At 69.5% G+C, this 21,685-nt stretch carries 20 protein-coding genes; 11 read left to right on the forward strand and 9 right to left on the reverse strand.

Annotation, left to right across the window (positions count from 1 at the left end; genetic code table 11):
* The first annotated feature begins 15 nt into the window (after positions 1-15).
* From AB0M67_RS39260 to AB0M67_RS39290, 7 genes are all read left to right on the forward strand, one after another.
* Positions 16-1,497 carry a type I polyketide synthase gene (locus AB0M67_RS39260; RefSeq protein WP_365752787.1) on the forward strand — a complete coding sequence of 494 codons (1,482 nt, stop codon included), beginning with the start codon at positions 16-18 and terminating at the stop codon, positions 1,495-1,497.
* Entirely contained in the window at positions 1,490-2,611 is a 1,122-nt protein-coding gene (locus AB0M67_RS39265) for a DNA alkylation repair protein (RefSeq protein ID WP_365752726.1), read from the forward strand. The genes AB0M67_RS39260 and AB0M67_RS39265 overlap by 8 nt, the downstream gene beginning before the upstream one ends.
* Positions 2,608-6,648: a bifunctional SDR family oxidoreductase/pyridoxal phosphate-dependent aminotransferase family protein gene (locus AB0M67_RS39270; protein WP_365752727.1), complete on the forward strand. Its 4,041-nt coding sequence runs from the start codon at positions 2,608-2,610 to the stop codon at positions 6,646-6,648. Before AB0M67_RS39265 ends, AB0M67_RS39270 begins: the two co-directional genes overlap by 4 nt.
* A 134-nt stretch (positions 6,649-6,782) precedes the next feature.
* On the forward strand, positions 6,783-7,091 hold the full coding sequence (locus AB0M67_RS39275) for a hypothetical protein (RefSeq protein ID WP_365752729.1): 309 nt from the start codon (positions 6,783-6,785) through the stop codon (positions 7,089-7,091).
* Positions 7,088-8,269: a class II histone deacetylase gene (locus AB0M67_RS39280; protein ID WP_365752730.1), complete on the forward strand. Its 1,182-nt coding sequence runs from the start codon at positions 7,088-7,090 to the stop codon at positions 8,267-8,269. Before AB0M67_RS39275 ends, AB0M67_RS39280 begins: the two co-directional genes overlap by 4 nt.
* Before the next feature lie 86 nt (positions 8,270-8,355).
* A complete protein-coding gene (locus AB0M67_RS39285; RefSeq protein ID WP_365752731.1) occupies positions 8,356-9,075 on the forward strand; it encodes an alpha/beta fold hydrolase in 720 nt (239 codons plus the stop codon).
* A 43-nt stretch (positions 9,076-9,118) separates the two neighbouring features.
* Positions 9,119-10,693: an MFS transporter gene (locus tag AB0M67_RS39290; RefSeq protein ID WP_365752733.1), complete on the forward strand. Its 1,575-nt coding sequence runs from the start codon at positions 9,119-9,121 to the stop codon at positions 10,691-10,693.
* Positions 10,694-10,946: 253 nt separating this feature from the next.
* Here the strand turns inward: AB0M67_RS39290 and AB0M67_RS39295 are convergent, their stop codons facing one another.
* Positions 10,947-11,381, reverse strand: coding sequence for a VOC family protein (locus tag AB0M67_RS39295; protein WP_365752734.1), 435 nt, complete (start codon positions 11,379-11,381; stop codon positions 10,947-10,949).
* 271 nt (positions 11,382-11,652) lie between these two features.
* On the opposite strand from AB0M67_RS39295, the gene AB0M67_RS39300 reads away from it, so the two are divergent.
* The gene (locus AB0M67_RS39300; protein WP_365752736.1) at positions 11,653-12,003 is read left to right on the forward strand and encodes a VOC family protein; all 351 of its coding nucleotides are present in this window, start codon (positions 11,653-11,655) and stop codon (positions 12,001-12,003) included.
* Positions 12,004-12,121: 118 nt separating this feature from the next.
* Here the strand turns inward: AB0M67_RS39300 and AB0M67_RS39305 are convergent, their stop codons facing one another.
* The 3 genes from AB0M67_RS39305 to AB0M67_RS39315 form a co-directional block, all read right to left on the reverse strand.
* Positions 12,122-12,712: a TetR family transcriptional regulator gene (locus tag AB0M67_RS39305; protein WP_365752738.1), complete on the reverse strand. Its 591-nt coding sequence runs from the start codon at positions 12,710-12,712 to the stop codon at positions 12,122-12,124.
* A gap of 160 nt (positions 12,713-12,872) precedes the next feature.
* Positions 12,873-14,378, reverse strand: a complete 1,506-nt coding sequence (locus tag AB0M67_RS39310; protein ID WP_365752739.1) for a hypothetical protein — start codon at positions 14,376-14,378, stop codon at positions 12,873-12,875.
* A 103-nt stretch (positions 14,379-14,481) separates the two neighbouring features.
* Positions 14,482-14,754, reverse strand: coding sequence for a hypothetical protein (locus tag AB0M67_RS39315; RefSeq protein WP_365752741.1), 273 nt, complete (start codon positions 14,752-14,754; stop codon positions 14,482-14,484).
* Between the two features lie 225 nt (positions 14,755-14,979).
* On the opposite strand from AB0M67_RS39315, the gene AB0M67_RS39320 reads away from it, so the two are divergent.
* The 3 genes from AB0M67_RS39320 to AB0M67_RS39330 all read left to right on the forward strand — a co-directional run bounded on the left by AB0M67_RS39320 (position 14,980) and on the right by AB0M67_RS39330 (position 16,814).
* Entirely contained in the window at positions 14,980-15,609 is a 630-nt protein-coding gene (locus AB0M67_RS39320) for an SMI1/KNR4 family protein (protein ID WP_365752742.1), read from the forward strand.
* 175 nt (positions 15,610-15,784) lie between these two features.
* Positions 15,785-16,225, forward strand: a complete 441-nt coding sequence (locus AB0M67_RS39325) for a VOC family protein (protein WP_365752744.1) — start codon at positions 15,785-15,787, stop codon at positions 16,223-16,225.
* A 415-nt stretch (positions 16,226-16,640) separates the two neighbouring features.
* Positions 16,641-16,814: a hypothetical protein gene (locus AB0M67_RS39330; protein WP_365752745.1), complete on the forward strand. Its 174-nt coding sequence runs from the start codon at positions 16,641-16,643 to the stop codon at positions 16,812-16,814.
* Positions 16,815-16,999: 185 nt separating this feature from the next.
* On the opposite strand, the gene AB0M67_RS39335 is transcribed toward AB0M67_RS39330, so the two are convergent.
* From AB0M67_RS39335 to AB0M67_RS39355, 5 genes are all read right to left on the reverse strand, one after another.
* Positions 17,000-17,503, reverse strand: coding sequence for a hypothetical protein (locus tag AB0M67_RS39335; protein ID WP_365752746.1), 504 nt, complete (start codon positions 17,501-17,503; stop codon positions 17,000-17,002).
* A gap of 473 nt (positions 17,504-17,976) precedes the next feature.
* Entirely contained in the window at positions 17,977-18,822 is an 846-nt protein-coding gene (locus AB0M67_RS39340) for a class II fructose-bisphosphate aldolase (RefSeq protein WP_365752747.1), read from the reverse strand.
* Entirely contained in the window at positions 18,800-19,744 is a 945-nt protein-coding gene (locus tag AB0M67_RS39345) for a 1-phosphofructokinase family hexose kinase (RefSeq protein WP_365752748.1), read from the reverse strand. The genes AB0M67_RS39340 and AB0M67_RS39345 overlap by 23 nt, the downstream gene beginning before the upstream one ends.
* Positions 19,732-20,715: an ROK family protein gene (locus AB0M67_RS39350; RefSeq protein ID WP_365752749.1), complete on the reverse strand. Its 984-nt coding sequence runs from the start codon at positions 20,713-20,715 to the stop codon at positions 19,732-19,734. Before AB0M67_RS39350 ends, AB0M67_RS39345 begins: the two co-directional genes overlap by 13 nt.
* Positions 20,708-21,658: a sugar isomerase gene (locus AB0M67_RS39355; RefSeq protein ID WP_365752751.1), complete on the reverse strand. Its 951-nt coding sequence runs from the start codon at positions 21,656-21,658 to the stop codon at positions 20,708-20,710. The genes AB0M67_RS39350 and AB0M67_RS39355 overlap by 8 nt, the downstream gene beginning before the upstream one ends.
* Positions 21,659-21,685: the final 27 nt, after the last annotated feature.

Consider the following 21,685-nt stretch of genomic DNA (forward strand, 5'->3'; position numbering starts at 1 on the left):
CTGGCGGATCGTGTGGTGGAGTGGCCTCGGGGTGGGGTGCCTCGGCGGGCTGCGGTGAGTGCGTTCGGTATGGGTGGGGTGAACGCTCATGTGATCGTGGAGGAAGCGCCTGTCCCGCCGGTGCGGGAGACGTTGGCGCAGGACTCGTATGTGGTGCGGGTCAGTGCGGCGGATGAGACCGCGTTGCGTGCTCTTGCCGATTCGTATGCCGGGGCTCTGGCGGGGACGTCCGAGGAGGAGCTCGGGGACTTCGTGTTCACGGCCAACACCGGACGAGCCGCCCACCGCCTGCGCGCCGTCGTGCGGGGCAGCGACGCTCGTGAACTGGCGGCCGGTCTCAGGGATGTTGCCACAGGCCGGGTCTCCGGGTCCCGACGGGGCGCTGCACCCGCGCCGACCGCGTTCATGTTCACGGGTCAGGGTTCGCAGTATCTGGGTATGGGGCGTGGGTTGTATGCGGTGGAGCCGGTGTTCCGGGCGGCGTTGGACGAGTGTGCGGAGTTGTTGGCGGGGCAGTTGGATGTGCCGTTGCGGGATGTGTTGTTCGGTGAGGTGGGGGGTCTGCTGGATCGGACGCGGTATGTGCAGCCGGCTCTGGTGAGTGTTCAGGTTGGTTTGGTGCGCTGGCTGGAGTCGGTGGGGGTGCGTCCGGATGCTGTGGTGGGTCATAGTCTGGGTGAGTTGACGGCCGCGTGGGCGGCTGGTGTTCTGGGTCTGGCGGATCTGCTGGAGTTGACGGCGGTCCGTGGCCGGCTGATGGAGTCGGGGCCGGGTCAGGGTGCGATGGCGGTGGTGCACGCGGACACCGAGGCTGTCCTCGGTGCTATTGCCGCCCATCCCGGGGTGGAGATCGCCGCGTTCAACGCGCCCCGCGCGGTGACGATCACGGGCCCGTCGGACGCGGTGGGGCGGTTCTGTCAGGAGTCGGGGCTGCGCACAAAGAGGTTGACGGTCAGCCATGCGTTCCATTCGGCCGCGATGGAGGGTGCGGTCGTGCCGTTCGTCGAGGCGGTGGCCGGCCGGACACTCTCGGCTCCGCTGATTCCGTTCGCGTCGACCGTGACCGGAGACTGGCATACCGCCCTGACGGCTTCCGACCCCGCTTACTGGGGCCGGGCCATTCGTGAGCCCGTGCGCTTCTCCCAGGCCGTCGCCGCGCTGAGTGGGACCGGCGCGGGATCGGTGTGGGAGATCGGTTCCCATCCCCAACTCACCCCTCTCGCCCGGGCGTCGTGGGGCGAGACACAGCCGGTGTGGCTCAGCACACTGCGGCGCGAGCGTACCGATCAGGTCGAGTTGCACGCGGCGGTCGCCGCGTATGTCCATCAGACCTCCGCGGATCTGGACTGGGCCGGTCTGCACCGGGGCAAGGGCCGACGTACCACCACCATCCCCACCTATCCCTTCAACCGACAGCGGTTCTGGATCTCCTCCAGTCCGCACGAGACCACGTCGAACCAGAAGAACGAGATGAAGAGGCACCAGAACCATGGCTAGCGACTACGCACTCAAGCGGCACTTCAACGGCGACGCGGCACGCCTGATCGGCGGCAGGATCCGAGCCGTCCATCCCGAGTTCGACGTGGAGGGCTACGCGGCCGAGGTCGAGTCACTCATTCCCGGCAAAGAACTGAAGGACCGCGTCCTCGTCCTGGCCGAGGGCCTGCGCACCCGCCTGCCCGCCGAGTACACCCACGCCGTACCGATCCTCCTCACCATCCTCGGCGACGAACTCGCCGAAGGGGAGGGCATGTTCAACTCCAGCTGGTTCCTCATGCCGGTGGCGCGATTCGTCGAGGAGTACGGCCTCGACCACCCCGACCTGTCGCTGGACGCCATCGAGGAGATCACCAAGCGGCACACCGGCGAGTACGCGATCCGGCCCTACCTCGAACAGCACTACGCGCCGACGATGGACCGCGTCGCCCTGTGGGCACAGAGCCCGAGCCACAATGTGCGGCGCCTGGCGAGCGAGGGAGTCCGCTCCCGGCTGCCCTGGGCCCGGACCCTGACCGTGTTCGTCAAGGACCCCCGGCCGGTCCTGGAGATCCTCGAACCACTGCGCAGCGACCCCTCGGAGTATGTGCGCAAGTCCGTCGCCAACAACCTCAACGACATCTCCAAGGACACCCCCGATATCGCGCTCGCGACCGCGCTGCGGTGGCTGGAGGAGAGCCCCACCCCCGAGACCAACTGGATCGTCAAGCACGGACTGCGCACCCTGGTGAAGAAGGGCGATCAGCAGGCCCTCGCCCTTCTCGGGGCCACGGGCGGCGAGCATGTCCGCGTACCCCGGTTGAGCATCACCCCCGGGTCGGTGACCATCGGGGACACCCTCGTCATCGGCTTCGACATCGAGAACACCGACGACCGGGCGCACAACATCGCGATCGACTACGTGGTGCACCATGTGCGCAAGAACGGGCGCAGCATCCCGAAGGTCTTCAAGCTGACCACCCTCGAACTCGGCCCCGGAGAGCGGCGATCCCTGGAGAAGACCCACGCCATCAAGGAGGTGCAGACCCGCCGGTACTACGCGGGTGAGCACGCCGTCGACATCCAGGTGAACGGTCTCGTCAGAGCCACCGAGCGATTCGACCTGCGCACATGAGGGGCGTCAGATCGATTCTCAGCGCTGCCGATCCGCTGGTCTCCCACCACCGGATCGGCGGCATCCCGGTCTTACCCGCCGCCGCCCAGATCGACGCCATGCTGTCCGCCTGCGACGCCCGCCGCCCCGACTGCTGGTGGACCTTGGAGCAGGTCGCCTTCCGGGTGCCGCTGCTGGTGGCGGGGGACGAGGCGGAGTTGGAGGTCCACACGGCCGAGGACGGCGGCTGCGCGGTCCGTTCCGTGCCGTCCGAACACGGCGTACCGGTCGTGCACAGCACCGCCCGGGTGTCCGGCAGCCCCTTGCCACCGCCCCGCTATGCCGACATGGCCGCGCTGCGGGCCGGGTGCACGGAGCATGTGCCGCTGTCGGACGTGGCCGCGTGGCGCGAGGCGAGCGGAATCGCGTACGGGCCGGCGTACCAGGTGATCCGATCGGCGCACCGGGGCCCGGGCCGGATGCTGCTGATGCTCAGGACCGGGGACGACGCGAACGCGACGTCGGCTCCTCCCTTCGTACCGCCGGCACTTCTCGACAGCGTCTTCCAGGCGCTCGGGATGCTCGACGGGGGCGCCGCCGGGGCATGCCTGCCCTGGTACGCCGGCCGGGTGGTGGCCCGCCGCAGGATCTCCGGCACGGTGATCGCCCTGGTCGAGCGGGACGAGCCGGGCGAGTCCGGGGGCACGGGGGGTGCCGTACGGGGACGGGCCACGCTCTGCAATCAGCAGGGGGAGGTCCTGCTGGAACTGGACCGCATCACCCTCAAGGCCGCCAAGCCCCCGGCGTCCACGGTGTCCAAGGCGTCCACGGTGTCCGAGGCATCCGCGCCGTCCGCCGCGGCCACCGTGTCCACCGCGACGGTCGCTTCGACACCGACACCCGCCGACTCGGAACAGGAGCCCCAGGCGGTCCCGTTGATCGAGACCGTCGTCTGGCAGAAGGCCGACGTCGCTCCCGTACACCCGGCCCCGCCCGAAGGGCCCGTGCTGATCGTGTCCACGCACGAGCTCCGTCCACCGGCGGGCCGGCACGGCGTACAGATGACGCCGGCGCGGCTTTCGGACGGGGGCCTCGACACACTGCCGGCCGACGCCGCTTTCCGGGACGTCGTGTACGTGGCACCGCGCGGGCTGAGCGGCGAGGCACAGGTGACGGAGGCTTTGCAGGGGGTCTTCGCGCTGGTACGCCGGCTCGCGGCGCGCCCGCCGATGTCCGACCTGCTGATCGTCACCTCGTCCGCACACCAGGTGGCGGCGGAGGATGTCGTCGACCCGTTCATGACCGCCCTGTGGGGCCTCGGCCGCACGCTGTGCGTCGAGCATCCCCGTACCAGGGTCCGCCTGGTCGATCTCGGCCCCGACAACGAGATCGGCCCCGACAACGGTGATGTGGCTGTCCTCTGGGAGGCGCTCGGCCAGGACCGGCCGGAACTCGCCCGGCGCGACGACGCCTGGTACGAGCCCTCCGTACAGCCGCAGCACACGAACACCACCGACCCGGTGCGCTACGACGGCGGCCGCTTCCTGATCACCGGCGGCATGGGCGGCATCGGCCTGTGCGTCGCGGAGTTCCTCGCGGACGCGGGCTGCGCCCAGCTGACTCTGGTCGGGCGAACCGTGCCGAACCGGGGAGAGGCCCGGGAACGCCTCGATCGGCTCGGAGCACGCTGCGATCTGACGGTCGTGGCGGCGGACGTCCGCTCGCTTCGCGAGGAACTGGCCGGCGCCGCACGCTACGACGGTGTGTTCCACGCCGCCGGAGTCCTGCGCGACGGACTGGCGCGGGGCCTGACGCCGGAACAGGTGGACACCGTCCTCGGGCCCAAGGTCGGCGGCGTACACGCGCTCACCGACCTGGTGTCCGGGCACGAACAGCCGGGTTTCGTCGCCCTGTTCTCCTCCGTCGCGGCCGTACGGGCGAACCTCGGCCAGAGCGCCTATGCCGCCGCCAACGCCTACCTGGAGGGCTACGCCGCCCGCCAACGCTCCGAAGGCCACGCCTGGTACAGCCTCGGCTGGGGCCTGTGGACCGTCGGGATGGGCGAGTCCATCGCCCCGAAGGCCGCCGCGCACGGCATCCCGGCACTCACCGAGGACGACGGCATCGACCTGCTCCGCACGGCCCTGGGCCGACCACCCGCGCATTACGTCCTGTCCGCCGCAGCTGAAGCGAAGGATGCACCCATGACCGCTGTCACACCGGAATCCGGGCTGTGGCCGTCGCTCACCCACGCGCTCACGAAGGTCCTGCATCTCGACGGCGTGTCCGCCGAGGACGATCTGCTGGAGCTGGGCCTCGACTCGATGATGGCGGTCGAGCTGGCGGCGTCGCTGAGCGGCGACGGGCTCGACATCGACCCGATGGTGTTCTTCGAGCGCACCAACGTCGGCGCGCTGCTGGCCCACCTCGAATCGCTGCCGCGCACCGCTCCGGCCGCCGCCCCCGCTGCCGTTCCGGCGCCCGTCCCCGCCCATGTCCCCACTGCCGTCCCGGCGCCCGCGGCACCTCCGGCCCGTGCGTCGCACATCCCGGTGCAGCCGCCGCGGCGGCCGGCCGTGGCGGTGGAACGGCCGTCGGCCACCATGGCTGCCCCGGGCCCCGCCGACTCCTTCGTCCCCGACTGGGACCGCTTCAGGGACGCGGCGCCCGCGGCGGCGGCCCCGCCGGTGTCGCCTCCTCGTGCCCCGGCCCCGACCCCGCCCCCATCCCTGACCTCGACCCCATTCCCGGCCCCGGCAACGGCACCGGCCCCGTTGCCGTCCCCGGCTCCTGCCCCGGCTCCTGCCCCGGCGAGCGACCGAATACCGCGGCGCACCCTGCCGGGCCGGCTGGCCGACGCCCCCCACGGCAGGTTCCTCGACCGGCGCATCGACGCCCTGTCGGCGGACGACCGCCTGATCGTCGCCAAGGACGAGTACTTCTACGAGCCCGTCATCGAGGAGGCCACCGGTCCCCGGATCAAGTTCGACGGACGCTGGTTCCTCAACTTCGCCTCCTACAGCTACCTCGGACTCATCGGGCACGACTACATCGACGACCAGGTCCTGCGCGCCGTGGAGCGGCACGGGACCGGCGCGCACGGGGTACGGCTGCTGGCGGGCACTCTGCATCTGCACCGGGAGCTGGAGTTGGCGCTCGCCCGCTTCCTGGGCACCGAGGACGCCATCGTCTTCTCCAGCGGCTATATGGCGAACGTGGCGACGGTCGGCGCCCTCGTCGGCCCCGGTGACGTCGTCATCGGCGATGTCTACAACCACGCCAGCATCCTGGACGGCTACCGGCTGTCCGGTGCGTCCGTCATCACCTACGCCCACAACGACCTCGCCGACCTGGAACGCGCCCTGCGCAAGGCGGGTGACGCGGGCCGGCTGGTGGTCACCGACGCCGTCTTCAGCATGGACGGCGACGTGGCCGAGCTGCCCGGCATCGTGGAGCTGTGTGAGCGGTACGACGCTCCGCTGATGGTCGACGAGGCACACAGCCTGGGTGTCCTCGGCGCCACGGGCCGCGGCATCACCGAGCACTTCGGCATCGATCCGGCACGGGTCGACGTCAAGATGGGCACGCTCTCCAAGACGGTGCCGAGCGCGGGTGGTTATGTCGCCGGGTCCCGCGACCTGGTGTTCGCGCTGAAGAACAACGCGCGGGGCTGGATGTTCTCCGCGGCAGCGACCCCCGCCCAGGTGGCGGCGGCCAAGGCGGCGATCGAGGTGATGGCGGCAGCCCCGTCCCTCACCCGGGACTTGCGGACGAGGACGACCCGGTACCGCGAGCAGCTGCGTGCCCTGGGTTTCGACACACTGGCCAGCGAGACACCGGTGGTGCCCGTCATCTGCACCAGCGCGGAGCAGGCGGGGACGATGGCCCGGCTGTGCCAGCAGGACGGGCTCTTCGTACAGCCGATCGTCTACCCGGCAGTGCCGCGGACGCTGCCCCGGCTGCGGACCATCGTCAACCTCAGCCACTCCGACGCCGATCTGGACGCGGCCGTCGTGACGCTGGAGAAAGCTGGCCGCGCCTGCGGCCTGATCCGCTGAGCACCGAACCGACGGAGCGATCGACAGGAACGCGGCGGTCCACAGGATCGCGGCGGTCCACAGGAACAGAGCGGTCCGCTGAACGGACACCGCCGTACGCCCACCACCGCATCGCAACCAGGGGGGAATCGACCATGACCGACATCGACACCACGGCGTTCTTCGGAGCGGTTCTGAAGACCATCGCCTCGACGCGCAACCACGGCACCGACCAGGACGCGTACGTGTCCGGCGTGCTGGAGCCGGCCGCGCGGATCCGCGCGGTCGAGAAGGAGGTCGGTGACCGGCGGCTGACGCTCACCGAGGCCGAGGAGGTGCTCGGTCTCCTGGGGACGACGCTGCGTACCAAGCGCACGCCGGACGAGGAGCGTGAGTACTACCTCCAGTACATCGAGAAGGTCGCCGGGATCAGCCGGGCCTCGCTGAGTCTGTCCGGCTGGTGAACACCTCCCGTCTCGCGTGGTACAGCCACGAGATCTGCTTCTGGCACGACCCCGGTCCCGGATCGGGGTACGTGCCCGTCGGGCCGGGTGTCGAGCCGCTGCGGCAGTTCGCGGTCGACCCGGACCTCCGGCGTGCCGAGGGGCTGGTCAAGGCGTCCGGTGTGATGGACCGGTTCACCGGCCTCACCCCGACGCCGGCCTCCGACGAGGACCTGCTCCTCGTGCATGTCCCCGATCACATCGAGCGGGTCGAGGCGGCCTCGGCGGCCGGCGCCGGCGATGCCGGTGTGTACGCGTACGTCAACTACCACAGTGCGCAGGCCGCGAGGCTCGCCGTCGGGGCCTGCGCGCAGGCCGCCACGGGCGTCCTGGACGGCCGCTTCGACCGGGCCTACTGCCTGGTGAGGCCGCCCGGCCATCACGCGGAGCCGGACCGGGCGATGGCGCTGTGCCTCTACAACAACCTGGCGGTGGCCGCCCGCGCGGCTCAGCGCCACGGGGCGCGCCGCGTGGTGATCCTGGACTGGGACGTGCACCACGGCAACGGCATCCAGCGGACCTTCTACGAGGACCCCGACGTGCTGTACATCTCGGTGCACCAGGAAGGGCTGTTTCCGGCGGCGTCCGGTCTCGTTCTGGAGACCGGCGCGGGCGCGGGGGCGGGCAGCACCCTCAATGTGCCGCTGCCCGCCGGCTCGGGCCACGGCGCTTATCTCGCGGTGATGGACCGGATCGTGGAGCCGGCGGTCCGTGCCTTCACCCCCGATCTGATCCTGGTGGCGGCGGGCGTCGACGCGAGCGGCCACGACCCGATGGGCCGGATGCTCTGCACCAGCCGCACCTTCCACACGATGACGTCGACGATGTGCCGGCTCGCGGACGAACTGACGGGAGGCAGGATCGTCTTCGCCCACGAGGGCGGCTACTCGGCGTGGTACCAGCCGATGCTGGTGTTGGGCACGGCCAGTGCGATCGCCGGTCTGCCGGCCCCTCAGGACCCGTTCCTGCACTCGCTCGAACACCTTCCGGGCCAGCGCCTCCAACGTCATCAGGAACGGGTGATCGCCCACCTGGAGGAGCACCATCCGTTGCTCGCGGGCTCGGCACCCCTGGCGCCCTCGGCCGGTCGGTCCGGGGTGGCCGGGCGGTCCGCGTCCGAAACCGGGGTGCCGCGATGAGCGGGTGGTGGATGACGGTGGGGAGCGGCGTGCGTCGGACAGCCGGCACCGGTCCGGGACCGCGGCCCCGCACCCGGTTCCGGGTTGTGGCACTCCCGCACGCCGGTGGGTGGCCGTCGGCGTTCCGCTCCTGGTGGCAGGTGCTGCCGGAGGACGTGGAGTGTGTCGTCGCCCAGCTGCCGGGCCGGGGCACACGCATCAACGAGCCTCTGGTGAACCGCGTCGAGCCGCTGGTCGACGCCCTCGTTCGAGATCTGGCGGAGCTGGAACCCCTGCCGTACGCGGTCATCGGGCACAGCTTCGGCAGCGTGCTCGGATACGAACTCACCCGGGCGATGGAACGGAACGGTCTGCCCCCCACCCTGCTGGCGGTGTCCGCGCGCCAGCCGCCGTGCTTCCCCAGCGAGCCGCCGTTCGCGCATCTCAGGAGCGACGCGGAGCTGCTGGAGCATCTGATGGACATGGGCGGGATGTCTCCCGGGCTGGTGGACCGTGCCGACCTGGTCCAGTCGTCGCTCCGGGCGATCCGGGCCGACCTGGAAGCGATGGAGAACTACCGGCGCCCGCTGTTCGGTACCCACGTCCCCATCCTGGCGCTCGGCGCGGTGGACGACCCGGTCGTCATCGACGAGCGGATGTACCTGTGGTCGCTGGAGACCTCGGGCGGCTTCAGCCGGCAGACGTTCTCGGGCGGTCACTTCTACCTCTACACACCCGCCAACGCGGCGACCGTCGCGGCCCGTCTGGTCCCCGGCCTCGACCACCCCCGGTCGGAGCCGTCCCTCCCACACCCCCTCGCCCGATGACCGTGATCGGGCACCGATGTGCACCATCCTCGAAAGGAAACATGTGAGTACCACCGCCGAAACCACCTCGCAGGCCGGACCCCGTGAGTGGTTGGGCCTGGCCGTGCTGGCGCTGCCCACCTTGCTGCTGTCCATCGATGTGAGCGTGCTGCACCTGGCCGTACCGCACATCAGCGAGGGGCTGAACCCCTCCGCCGCCCAGATGCTGTGGATCATCGACATCTACGGCTTCCTGATCGCCGGCTTCCTGGTGACCATGGGCACCCTGGGCGACCGGATCGGCCGCCGGAAGCTGCTGCTGATCGGCGCCGCCGCGTTCGGCCTCGCGTCGCTGCTCGCTGTCTTCGCGGACGACTCGGCCACACTGATAGCGGCGCGGGCCGCGATGGGCATCGCCGGAGCCACCCTGATGCCCTCGACCCTTGCCCTGATCATCAACATGTTCCGCGACGCGCGGCAGCGAGGCGTGGCGATCGCGGTCTGGGTCACCATGTTCTCCGTGGGCATCGCGCTCGGCCCGGTGGTCGGCGGCGCCATGCTGGAGTACTTCTGGTGGGGTTCGGTCTTCCTGCTCGGCGTGCCCATCATGGGCCTGCTGCTGATCGCGGGCCCGATCCTGCTGCCGGAGTACCGCGACGAGGAGGCCGGCCGGCTCGACCTGACCAGCGTGGCACTGTCGCTCGCCACGATCCTCCCGGTGATCTACGGACTGAAGGAGATCGCCAACGACGGGGTCGGCCCGGTCCCGCTCGCGGCGATCGTCGTCGGTCTGGTCGTCGGCGTGCTGTTCGTCCGTCGGCAGCGCACACTGCGGAGCCCGCTGCTCGACCTCGATCTCTTCGCCGGCGCCACCTTCCGTACGGCCCTGCTGACACTGCTGCTCAGCATGCTGGTGGCCGGCGGCACGTATCTGATGGTGACGCAGTTCCTCCAGCTCGTCGGCGGACTGTCCCCGATGAAGGCCGGTCTGTATCTGCTGCCGGCGGCCTTCGCGCTGATCGTGACGGCTGTGGTGTCCCCGATGGCGGCGAGCAGGTTCCGTCCCGCGTATGTCGTAGCCGCGGGGCTCGCCCTGTCGGGCATCGGCCATGTGATGCTGAGCCTGGCCGACAGCTCGTCGGGCATCGCGCAGGTGGTGACGGGCTTCGCCTTCGTCTACGCCGGTGGTGGCCCGCTCATCGCCCTGGGCACGGACATCGTCGTCGGAACGGCCCAGCCCGAGCAGGCCGGGTCCGCCGCGGCCCTTTCCGAGACCAGTACCGAACTCGGCATGGCGCTCGGCGTCGCCCTGCTCGGCAGCCTCGGCGCCGCCGTGTACCGCGCCGGGGTGGACGTCCCGGCGGGGGTGTCGGGCGCCGATGACACGCTCGCCGGAGCGGTCGAAACGGCGCAGGGCCTGTCCCCGAACGTGGCGACCGCGCTGCTCGACTCCGCACGGGAGGCGTTCACCGACGGCATGAACATCATCGGTGGCATCGGGGCGTTCGTCGCGCTCGCGTCCGCCGTACTGGTGGCAGTGGTCATCAAGATTCCGGCCACGGGAGGGAGCGAGGACTCCGACGGTACGGATGGTTCGGCCGACGGCGTCGTTCCCGCCGTCAAGGTGGACACGCCCTAACGCACCGCGCCAACCCTGCCACGTCAGACCGGCGGCCCTTGTGCGGCCCGCGTCACGCGACGCGGGCCGCACAGCGCCGCGCAAGCGCCTAGGTCCTGTCCGGCCGATCTTCGCGGGCCCGCGACGCCTGGCACCGCACCTCGCGGCGTTGTCGGAGTCACCCAAGTACGTCCAGTACATGGGCGATCCTCCGCCTTGCGATGCACGGCACCAGACGCCGCGGTCTGATCCGCGAAGATCGACCGGACAGGACCTAGGCGCCGGACCGATCCTGGTAGGCGTCCGCGTACGCCTCCGTGGGGTCGATAGGCGTGATGACATCGATCAGTACGCCGTCGGGGGCGGCCACGATGAAGTGGCGCTGGCCGAACGCTTCGCTGCGCAGGGGGAGTTCGGCCCTCAGCCCGGCGCCGGTCACGAGCCGTGCGTACTCGGCGTCGACGTCGGCCACCTCGAAGTTGAGGAGCAGGCCCTGAACCGGCCGACGGTAGGCTTCCGGCACCGTCTCGTGCCCGGCGGCGACGAGGGCGAGCTCGTAGTGCGGCGGCTCGGGCCGCCGCAGGCTGACGTACCAGTCGCTCGTATAGGTCGTCTCGAATCCGAACAGTGTGCTGTAGAACGCCACGGACTCACTGAGCCGCTCGGTGCAGAGCACGGGATAGAAGCTGGTCACGGCAGAGGGCGTCATCACAGCACCGTTCTGGGGCGGGGCGGGTATACGGTCATCTTGTCTCAACGAGGCATCCGCCCCCGCGTCACGACCGCGGGACCGAAGGCGGGTCGACATGACCTCGGCGGTGCGCGGGTGCCCGCCGGACCAGCCGCACCGAGCCGGTCGGCGTACCGTCATGTTCCGTGCGAGTCAGGCCTGTTGGAGGGGAAGGCCCGTGTTGACATGCCATCGGTATGCCATTAGGTTCGGTTCGCATACCGTTGGTACGTGAGTAAGGTGGCACCCCATGCTGACCAGCTTCTGTCCGGTGATCTGCACCTCGCGGCTGGGGGAGTCGCGCAGCTTCTACCAGGCACTGTTCGGCTTCACCGCCACGTACACGACCCAGTGGTACGCCGGTCTCAGCCGGCCCGGGGGGCGACAGCACGAGCTCGCTCTGCTCGATCACACTCACCCGGCACTGCCGGAAGCGCTCCTCCGGCCGGTGCGCGCCGTACGGCTTACCCTTGAAGTGGACGGCACGGCAGAGGAGTGGGACCGGATCGCTGTCCTCGGGGCGGCAGAGCGCCTGGATCGGAGACACCTCGTCATCACCGACCCCAACGGGGTCCGCATCGATGTCATCGCACCGACCTGACCACCGGGAGCCTCAGGGACCGCCCGCCGAAGGGGAAAGCCGCACCGTCCCCAGAAGAGTTGACCCTGATCCGGCGACAACATGAGCCGCGCGCACCGCGGTTGCCCGACCCGCGCGGTCACTTCGCCCGCAGCGCCTCCAGCATCCGCGCCAGCGCCTGCCGAGTGTCCTCAAGATCCGAGGAGTCCTCCGACGTCGCCAGCCACAACGCCGCCTCGTTCATCGCCCCCGACAGCAGATGCGCGAGCGGCGCGACCGGCTGTGCGGCGATGGTGCCCTCGTGGACCAGGACGGTGAGAGCCTGGGCCAGATGGCGGCCGGAAGTGGCCTCATTCATCGCCCGCCAGTCCCGCCAGCCGAGCACCGCCGGTCCGTCGACGAGCATGATGCGCTGGATCGCGGGGTCGGTGGAGGCGCTGAGGAACGCCTGGCAGCCGTAGGTGAACTGGTCCCAGGCGTCCTCCTGGGCATCCGCCTTCGCCGCGATATGCGCGGCGACCTCCTGCTGCACCTGCTCCAGGACGGCGCGGAACAGTTCGGCCTTGCTGTCGAAGTGGTGGTACAGCGCGCCTTTGGTCACCCCGGCGGCCCCGACGATCTCCGACAGCCCCACGGACGCGTAACCGAGCTTCGAGAAGAGCCGTCGGCTCTCCCGCAGCAACGTATGCCGCGTCTGCTCCCGCTGCTGTGCGCGAACCCCGTTCGTCATCGTTGCGCCCCCCGTCTTCGGCCTGTTGAAGCCATACGCACACGGTACTTCGCCGCTGGTGGGAGGAGCCACCCGTGTGTGAGGCCTCAGGGCGCGGGTGTGCTGCCGAAGTCTCCTGAAGAAGTGCGGACCCTGGCTCCGGCTGGAGTGAGACGCGAGCTCACCGCGCAGCCACTTGGAGCAGTCCGCTGAGATCGAGCAACGCGTGAAGGCGTTCCGTGGGAAGGCTCGGGTTGGCCGCGGCTCCTTCGGCATGTTCCGGGGCGTTCAGGAGTGAGGAGATCAGGGCGTAGGGAAGGAGTGGGTTGGCAGCCGCGGCCCGACGAACGCGCGGCTCGGGGTCGGCGAGCAGCTGGACGGGCGGCCGGGGCAGGCTGGTGTCAGCGGCGGCAAGGGCGCGGACGCCGGGGTCGTCGTGGTCGAGGAGGTGGTGCAGCCCGGTGCGGGGAAGACGGGAAAGCGTGAGCAGGTAGGGGCGTTGGCGCGGCGTGGCGATGAAGGCGTCGAGGACGATCGTGGGCGGCGCGAGCGGGTGGTTGTAGGCCAGCAGATGGCGCACATCGGTGTCGGTGTCATCGGCCAGGCGGTGCACCAGTTCCGCCGGCAGCCGGGGGCACGTCGCGGCAATTCGGCGCAGCAGGGGATCCGGGGATACGGCGCATGTCTCGTACCAGCTTGTCTCCGGTTCGATGAGCATCTCGTCGACAGGGCCGATGCTCTGGGCTGCGTTGCCGATGATCCGATCGATGGCAGCACACTCCGACCAGGCACGCGGAAGTGGTTGGAGCAGGACTCGGTTCCGTACGGTGCCGTCCGGGTCCTGGGCCAGTTCTGCCATCAGCGCCGGATCCAGATCAGCTCTGGCGGCGACTCGTTCACGCACGTGGGGATCGGGGTCGTGCGCGAGGCGGCTGACGACATCGCTGGGAGTGTGGGGGTTCTGGGCCAGCGCCCAAAGGTCGCGCCGGTCCGCGAGACACCGCTCGGCCACGGCGAGGGAGACCGCGTAGTTGACGAGCAGGAGAGCGCGGTAGTGGCAGTCTTGCTCCGGCAGGTCCGCTTCCATCGCTGCCGGGTCCAGAATACGACTCTGACGGCGCGCGGTCTCGCGTACCGCGGGAGTCGGATCGGCCAGGAGCGCGTCTCGCTGACTGGGAGTGAGCCACAGCCACAAGCCGACAGCCTGCGCTCGCAGTTCGGGGTTCGGGTGATCGATCATCCTACGGCGGAACGACTGTGAGATCTGCCCGGAGATCACCAGCTCCTGTCTGATCTCGTCCGCGGTGAGCATCTGGCCCTGGCTGTTGTCGTCTTTCGCGGTCAGAAGGGTTTCCAGGACGTCGTCGGGCAGTGCCTCGGCCCTGCTCAGAAGGGGGCGAGGGCCTGAGGCAAGGGCCGCACGGACATGGGCGTCGGAGTCGTTGACCAGCCGGCCGCGCTGCTCGGGAGCCGCGTGTCGGTTACGGGCGAAGCCGCGGCGGACCGCTCGCTCCGGGTGCGAGACCACTGCCTCGACGACGTCTGCGGGAAGGTCGCGTTCCTTGCAGAGGATCGTCCACGCGGGGCGTGCCGGTGCGGTCAGCAGACGCAGCAGGACCTCGGACGGCGCGGCCGGGTTGGCCGCGACCCCGCGCAACCACAGTTCTGGAAGAACGGTTGAGGACATCGGGACATCGTGCCAGCGATCAAGGCGCCGCGTCGAGCGGCGGCCGGAGCGCGAACAGCGCCCGTATGGCACGCGGTTCCGGTTGCGGAGACACCGTGCGAGGTCAGGGACTGGAGGGACTGGTCAGGGAGCGGATGCCGTGGGTGGCGTGGTCGATGACATTGCCGTTGGAGCAATTGTTGGTGTGGTTGCCCGTCCAGTCGCTTAGGGCGGGTACGACCGCGAGCTCCTGGATGCATACGTCGGCGGCGGTGAAGTTCCAGTTGTTTGCGGCGTTGACCCCGCTGCCGAAGTTGCTGTCGTTGTCGGCGAACGCGGGCGCGGCGACTGAGAGGACCGAGGCGGTCAGCAGGCCGCACGTAATGATCTTTCGCATGCCCTGACAACGCGGCTCGGCCCACCCGGTTACGGCCGGACGGTGGCCGATAACGACGTGGACGTGCGCCGACCCGGCGCGCTCAACAATTCCGTGTCCTTCGGGGCCGGGGGCCGGCAGATGCGGGGGAGCGATCGAATGCGCTCTCGGAGCGCAACTCTGGTGTCAAAGAGGCCAGTTGGGAGGGCTGAGCTTCAGGGTTTCAGCCATTGCTACGGTGGGTGAATGCCGATACAGAGACACGAGGACGAAGCCCTTGCTGAGGCATGGGAGGCCCTCACCCAATGGTTGGCGGAACATGCTCCTACGTCATACGCCTCCCTGCTACCGCCGGCGCCGGAGGAGGACATCGTCGCGGCGGACGATCAGCTGAGGCAACGCCTCGGGTACGGGCTGCCTGCCGAGTTGAAGGCGTTGTGGCGGCTTTGCGGTGGGGTGGAGCACCAGGAGATCGAAGGCGACGAGGAGGGGGAGGTCGGCTCGGGGGCCTTCCTGCCCGGCGGAATCATCTTCACTCCGGAGCAGGCCATGTCCGCGGTGCTTCTCGGCGGCAGCAGCGGGTGGGGCGCACCGGTTGTTCCCTGGCTCACACGGGACGAAGCCGGACCTGAGTCCGGCCACTACGCAGGCCCTGACGGTGTTGGCTCCTGGGAGCTCCCTGAGGGGATCGACGATCCACGGTATCCGTCGATCGCCGCCTATCTGGAGGCCGTTCACCGCACCCTGACGGCGGGGCCCGCTGATTTGATGGATTCGTCCGGCGTGCCGGGCCTCGTCTATCGCTGCCTGATCTGGGATGACCCGCAGCGCTCGTGGCTGACGGATGCCGCCGAAGACTGGGCGCCGCTTCACTGACGCGGCTGATCGGCACCACGCCAGGACCCGTCGTCGGTCTTGGCCGCAACGGTCTGGATACACTCGCCGCCGCCGTTGGCACCGGCTGGGTTCGATGTCGAGAACGTGCCACCGGCTCCGTCCCAGGGACATCAGCGGCCACTACCGGCCGCACGAGGAAGAAGGAGAAACCAGCATGGCGATTCAGCGGATGGACAACGTCGGCATCGTCGTCGAGGACATGGACGCCGCCATCGCGTTCTTCGTGGAACTCGGCATGGAGCTGGAGGGCAGGGCGGAGGTCGAGGGCCTCTTCGCCGACCAGTGCACCGGACTCGACGGCGTCCGCTGTGACATCGCGATGGTCCGGACCCCGGACGGTCACAGTCGGCTCGAACTGGCGAAGTACCGCAGCCCCGAGGCGACCAGCGCCGGGCCGCGCAACCGGCCGCACAACATTCTGGGCACGCACCGCGTCATGTTCGCCGTCGACGACATCGAGGACACCGTTGCCCGCCTGCGCCCTCATGGCGGAGAACTCCTCGGCGAGATCGCCCGGTTCGAGGACAGCTATCTGCTCTGCTACGTCCGCGGCCCGGAGGGCATCATCGTCGGACTGGCCGAGCAACTGCGCTGAGAAGGAGGAACCGAACCATCCAGCCGGAGCCGCCGGCCCGTGACGTGACCCGCCTGTCGGGTGATCGGTTGTGCTCGCTTCCCGGCACCCAGCAGGAGGCGAAGCGCCGCGAGACACGGCAGGGCATCGCACATGAGTTCGAGTCTATGGATGTCGACACAGCACGCCAGATTCGCCAACCGGTTGTCCTCTGCCACGGAACCTTGACCGCTTGCCACCGAAGGTTCCACCCGCGCGTCCGACCACACTGACAACCGTGGGCGGCCAAGCCGCAGGTAAGAGCATCGATCGCCGCTGATACCCAGGTCGCGGAGCGCGGATGTCACCTCCGGCCGGTTCCGAGGCCGTCACTGGGTTCCCCTGGGGGGGGGCTATACCAACCGTCGATCTCCGCCTGCGGCGTTCCGACGCCATCGTGTTCGACTGGCTGATGAACACCGACCTGAACACCGTGCCGATCACTCACCCGGCTCAGAAGCAAGCCCTCACAGACCTGCTCGCACGTTTGGAGGAGGTGGACGTCACCGGGTGCACCGAGGCAGAGGTTGCCGCAGCCCAGCAAGAGCTGGCTAAGGACATGGGTTGGTAGGGAACCAGCCAGGGATCGAACTTGGATGGCACGCGCTCAAGAGTCGCTGTCACGGGACAGCCCCCCCGTCCGCTGTCGTGATCAGCACGACGCGGGTACGAATCCCGCCGCCAGCGGTGGCGCGGTCGAACAGGCAACACGAAGGCCCCGACCGAATCCTACGGTCGGGGCCTTCCACGTACGGGCTACAGATCGAGCACCGCCCACAAGCGTCGGCCATCCTCACCGGTATCCGTTCCGCAGCTCGTCGCGCCCAACTCCGCGATCCGAGGCAGCACGCTCTCGTCTGCGACGGCCAGGCCCGACTGGTGGCTGAGTACCACCATGAGGGCCTGCCTGTTCTGATCGGCGAGGTGCAGGCTCACCCGCTTCCCGCCGTCACCCACCGCGGTGTTGACGAGGAGCGTGACGACATCGGCCGCCGCCTGGTCAACGCTCGTGTAACCCCAGTCGTGCAGCTGCGCCACCACCCTCCGGCGCGCCCCGGCAGCAGACCATGGAGCTGATTCCAGAGTCCAGTTCACTCCTCGGCGGCTCGCCATCGTCACCGCGCGCCGGCCTGTCCGGGCCAGCGTGCCCTTGGGCTTGGTGGCGGGCGTTGGGCGTGGCGGGGATGGAGGCTTCTTCGGCGGGGGCGGAGTCTTCGGCGGGTAGTCCGACTGGTGGGTGGCGTCCATCGGTGACGGCATGAGCGGACTCCCCGGGTCGAAGACGCGACAGTCACCCATGGTAGGGCCGTCGTTACCCGGCCCGCGAGGCGTCAGGCTCGGAGGAAGCGCGAACGTCCGTGTCCGCGACCAGATCAGCGGTAAGTCCATCAACGTCATGGCAGCGGAGGACGCCGCTTTCCGGGAGTGGGCGATCGTCGAAGTCCTCCGTCACTCGGGCGTCCGTATCGAAGAGGCACTCGAACTCGCCCACCTCAGCATCCGGCAGTACCAGCGGCCAGGCGGAGAAGTCATGGCCCTACTCGTGGTCGCCCCATCCAGGAGTGACCGGGAACGCGTCATCCTCATGTCCGCGGAACCGTTCGGCGTCATCGCGTCCATCGCCCGGCGCTACACGCGGGACGCCCCGCACGATCCCGCTGCTGCCGCGCCAGGGCGTGTTGCGAAAGCAGCGCCGTCCGCCCGCAGGCCAGGCGGGACTTTGAAGACACGCCCTAGTGCAGTTCGGCACCGCCGAAGACCCTCAGAAGGCGGGCGACCTCCGCCGCGACGGCGTCGCGAGCGGGTCCCACGTATGTGCGTGGATCGGCGACCTGCGGGTTCGCGGTGAGACGCTCCCGGATTGCACGGGTGAACGCCTTGTTGAGATGGGTGGAGACATTGATCTTGGTCATTCCCGCACGGGCGGCCCTGACCAGTCCGACATCGTTGACTCCGGAGGAGCCGTGCAGGACCAGAGGCACGCTCACGGCTTCCCGCAGCACGCTGATGAGATCGACGTCCAGGACGGCGTCCCGCGTGAGCATCGCGTGGGAACTGCCCACCGCCACGGCCAAGAAGTCCACACCGGTGGCCGCGACGAACTCACGGGCCTCGTCCGGGTCGGTACGGACACCCGGAGCATGCGCACCGTTCTTGCCCCCGATCTCGCCGAGCTCCGCCTCGACGAGGACATCGCGCGCGTGGCAATAGGCCGTGACGTCCCTCGTGGTGGCGACGTTCTCCTCGTACGGGAGCTTGGCACCGTCGAACATCACCGAGGTGAAGCCGAGTTCGGCCGCGTGCCGGACAAGCTGCACCGACTCGGCGTGGTCCAAGTGCACGGCCACCGGGACCTCCGCTGCCCGCGCGACAGCGAGTGCGGCCATGCCTATCGGTTCGAGCGAGCCGTGATACTTGGCCGTGTTCTCGCTGATCTGAAGTATCACCGGAAGCCCGACGGCTTCGGCACCGGTCACGATGGCGGTGGCGTGCTCGATCTGTATGACATTGAACGCGCCCACACCCACGCCCTTCTCTCTGGCGATGTGCACGATGTCATGGGTGAATGTGAGCGTCATCGGTTTCCTCCACTTGCACTGCGGTACGGAATCGCTGGTAGACATCGGCATCGAAGTCGCCGGCGGCAAGGCAGGGGACCGCGGCCGCCGAGAGCGCCACAGCCTCGCGCAGCATGTCCGGCCATGGTGTGCCCGACGCGAGTCCCCGTGCGAGCGCGGCGACACAGGCGTCGCCCGCACCGGTGGGGTTGCCGGCCAACCGCTCCGGTGGCGCGGCCCGCCAGCCGCTTCGCGATGTGGTGGCATACAGTCCCTCGGCGCCACAGGACACCACTACGGCACGGGCGCCCAGCGCCCGTAGCTCGGCAACCGCCTCCACCAACTCCAACCTGCCTGTCGTCTCGGCGAGTTCGGCAGCATTGGGCTTGATCACATCAGGCCCCGCTGGAAGTGCCGCGCGCAGCGCGGGCCCGTTCGTGTCGAGCACTGTTGCCACACCGGCGGCCGCGGCAAGCGAGATGAGCACCCCGTATGCGTCGATCGGCAGCCCCGGCGGAAGACTTCCGGAGAGCACGACCACGTCGGCGTCGCGAAGCAGCCCTCTGTACTGCCGGGTGAAGGCGCTCCACTCGGTCGGCCTCACGAGCTGTCCGGCTTCGTTGAAGACGGTCGCATCGCCGTCCTCGCGCGAGACGACGGTGAGGGTACGCCGTGAATCGGCTGCGATGGGTACGAGTTCGTCCATGAGCCCGACGTCGAGCAGTTCCTCCCGCAGACGGTACCCGGTGGTCCCGCCCCAGAATCCGGTGACGACAGCGGGATGCCCCAGGGCGTTGAGTACCCTGGCGACATTGACGCCCTTGCCGCCTGCTCGTTCGTGCACCTCGCGGACCCGGTGCGAGGTACGGGGCACCATGCTGTCGACGACGTACGTCACGTCCAGTGCCGTATTGAGGGTGACGGTGAGAATCACAGCGGACACACCGTCGCCTCCACCGATTCGGCCGGCTGGGTTCCCGGGGCGTCGTACACCGCTCGCCAGGCATACAGACCGGCGCCCAGACACCCGGCCGCATCGCCCAGCGCGGCACGTACGACAGCGGGGCGCCGCTGGAACGTGAACCGTTCCTCCAGTCGAGTGCGGACCGGCTCCAGCAGCAGATCCCCCGCTTCCGCGAGGCCGCCTCCGAGCACGATCAGCTCGGGGCCGAGCAGTGTCGTGGCCATAACGAGGGACGCCGCGAGCGCATCGGTCGCGCGGTCCCAGATTCTCTGTGCCTCGGCATCGCCCTCGCCGAGCAGAGTGGTCACATCACTGGCGCCTTTGACGGTACGGCCGGTGCGGGCGGTGTACGACAAGGCGATGGCCGATGCGGTAGCCACGGTTTCCAGGCACCCCTGGACACCGCAGACACACAGTGAACCGCCCGGCTCGACGACGAGATGGCCCAGCTCCCCCGCGAATCCGCCGGCCACGACGGGACGGCCGTCGCAGATCACGGCGGCGGAGACGCCGGTACCGATGGCCACGAACAAGACGTCCTTCGCGCCACGAGCGGCTCCGCGCTCGGACTCGGCACATCCACCCGCGCGCACGTCGTGTCCGAGTGTCACCGCGAGCCCTGTACGTGATTCGAGCAGTTCGGCGAGCGGCAGGTCGCGCCACCCGATGTTCCCGGACCACACCGCCCGGGCCATGTCCTCGTCGACGATTCCGGGCACGACGACCCCGGCACCGCGGACGGTGAGGTCCTGGTCAGCTGCTTCCTGTGCCAGCGACGTCAGCGTGGCGGCGATCTCGGAGACGACCACGTCCGGTCCTTCGCCCCGGGGGGTCGGGCGACGTGTCACGAACAACGGCCGCAGATCCCGGTCCAGGAGCGCGCCCTTCATTCCAGTGCCCCCTACGTCGAGACCCACCACACACTCGCCCGGACCGAACCCGTCACGCATCACGGCCCCCGAGCACGACGGAACGGGTCAGGTTGCGGGGCCGGTCCGCGTCGAGGCCACGGGCGTCGGCGGTCGCCACCGCGAGGCGCTGAGTCCTGATCAGATCGGCAAGCGGGTCGAGGTCCCCGGCAGCGTCCTGGGATGCGGTGACCGGAGTTCCTCCTGTCTGCTCGATGTCATCGACAAGACCGGCGGGCAGCGAGCCGAATCCCCAGACCAGCCGGCCCGGACCGGCGACGCTGATCGGTCCGTGGCGGTACTCCATCGCCGGATACGCCTCGGTCCACGCGCCGGCGGCCTCGCGCATCTTCAGCGCCGCCTCCAGCGCGAGCCCGTATGTCCAACCGGCGCCGAGGAATGTGATCTGACCGGCGCGCAACCACGCGGGTGCCAGCGGCTCGGCGAGTGCGCGCCGGGCGTCCTCCACCGCCTCGGCGACGGTTCTCACACCGGCCGGCAGCATGCCGTCGGACTCCAGATGGGCCCGCAGCAGGACCAGCGCGGTGGTGGCGAACCGGGTCTGTACGACCGATTCCTCATCGGCGAAGTCAAGCACCACGACCGCGTCGGCGGCCTTCGTCACCGGTGTCGTGGGGGCCGCGGTGATCGCGGTGGTGGGCACCGGGCCACGCACCCGGTCGAGCAGGTCAAGCACCTCGGTAGTGGTCCCGGAGCGCGTGATGGCCAGGATCCGGTCGTAGCCGCGCTCTTCGGGGAACGCGGAGGCCGCGAAGGCGTCCGTCTCGCCATGGCCTCCACTCTCGCGCAGGACGGCGTACGCCTGCGCCATGAACCAGGAGGTGCCGCAGCCCACGACCGCGACCCGTTCGCCCGGGCGGGGCAGGGCCGTGGTGTGCTGGGGAAGCGCCTCCACCGCTCTGCTCCAGCAGACGGGCTGGGAAGCGATCTCGGCTGTGCTGAGAGATGACCTGGTGGTCGACATGCGACGGCTCCTTCGAGGGACCGTGGG

The organism is Streptomyces sp. NPDC051662 (assembly GCF_040681655.1).
Taxonomy (GTDB): Bacteria; Actinomycetota; Actinomycetes; order Streptomycetales; family Streptomycetaceae; genus Streptomyces.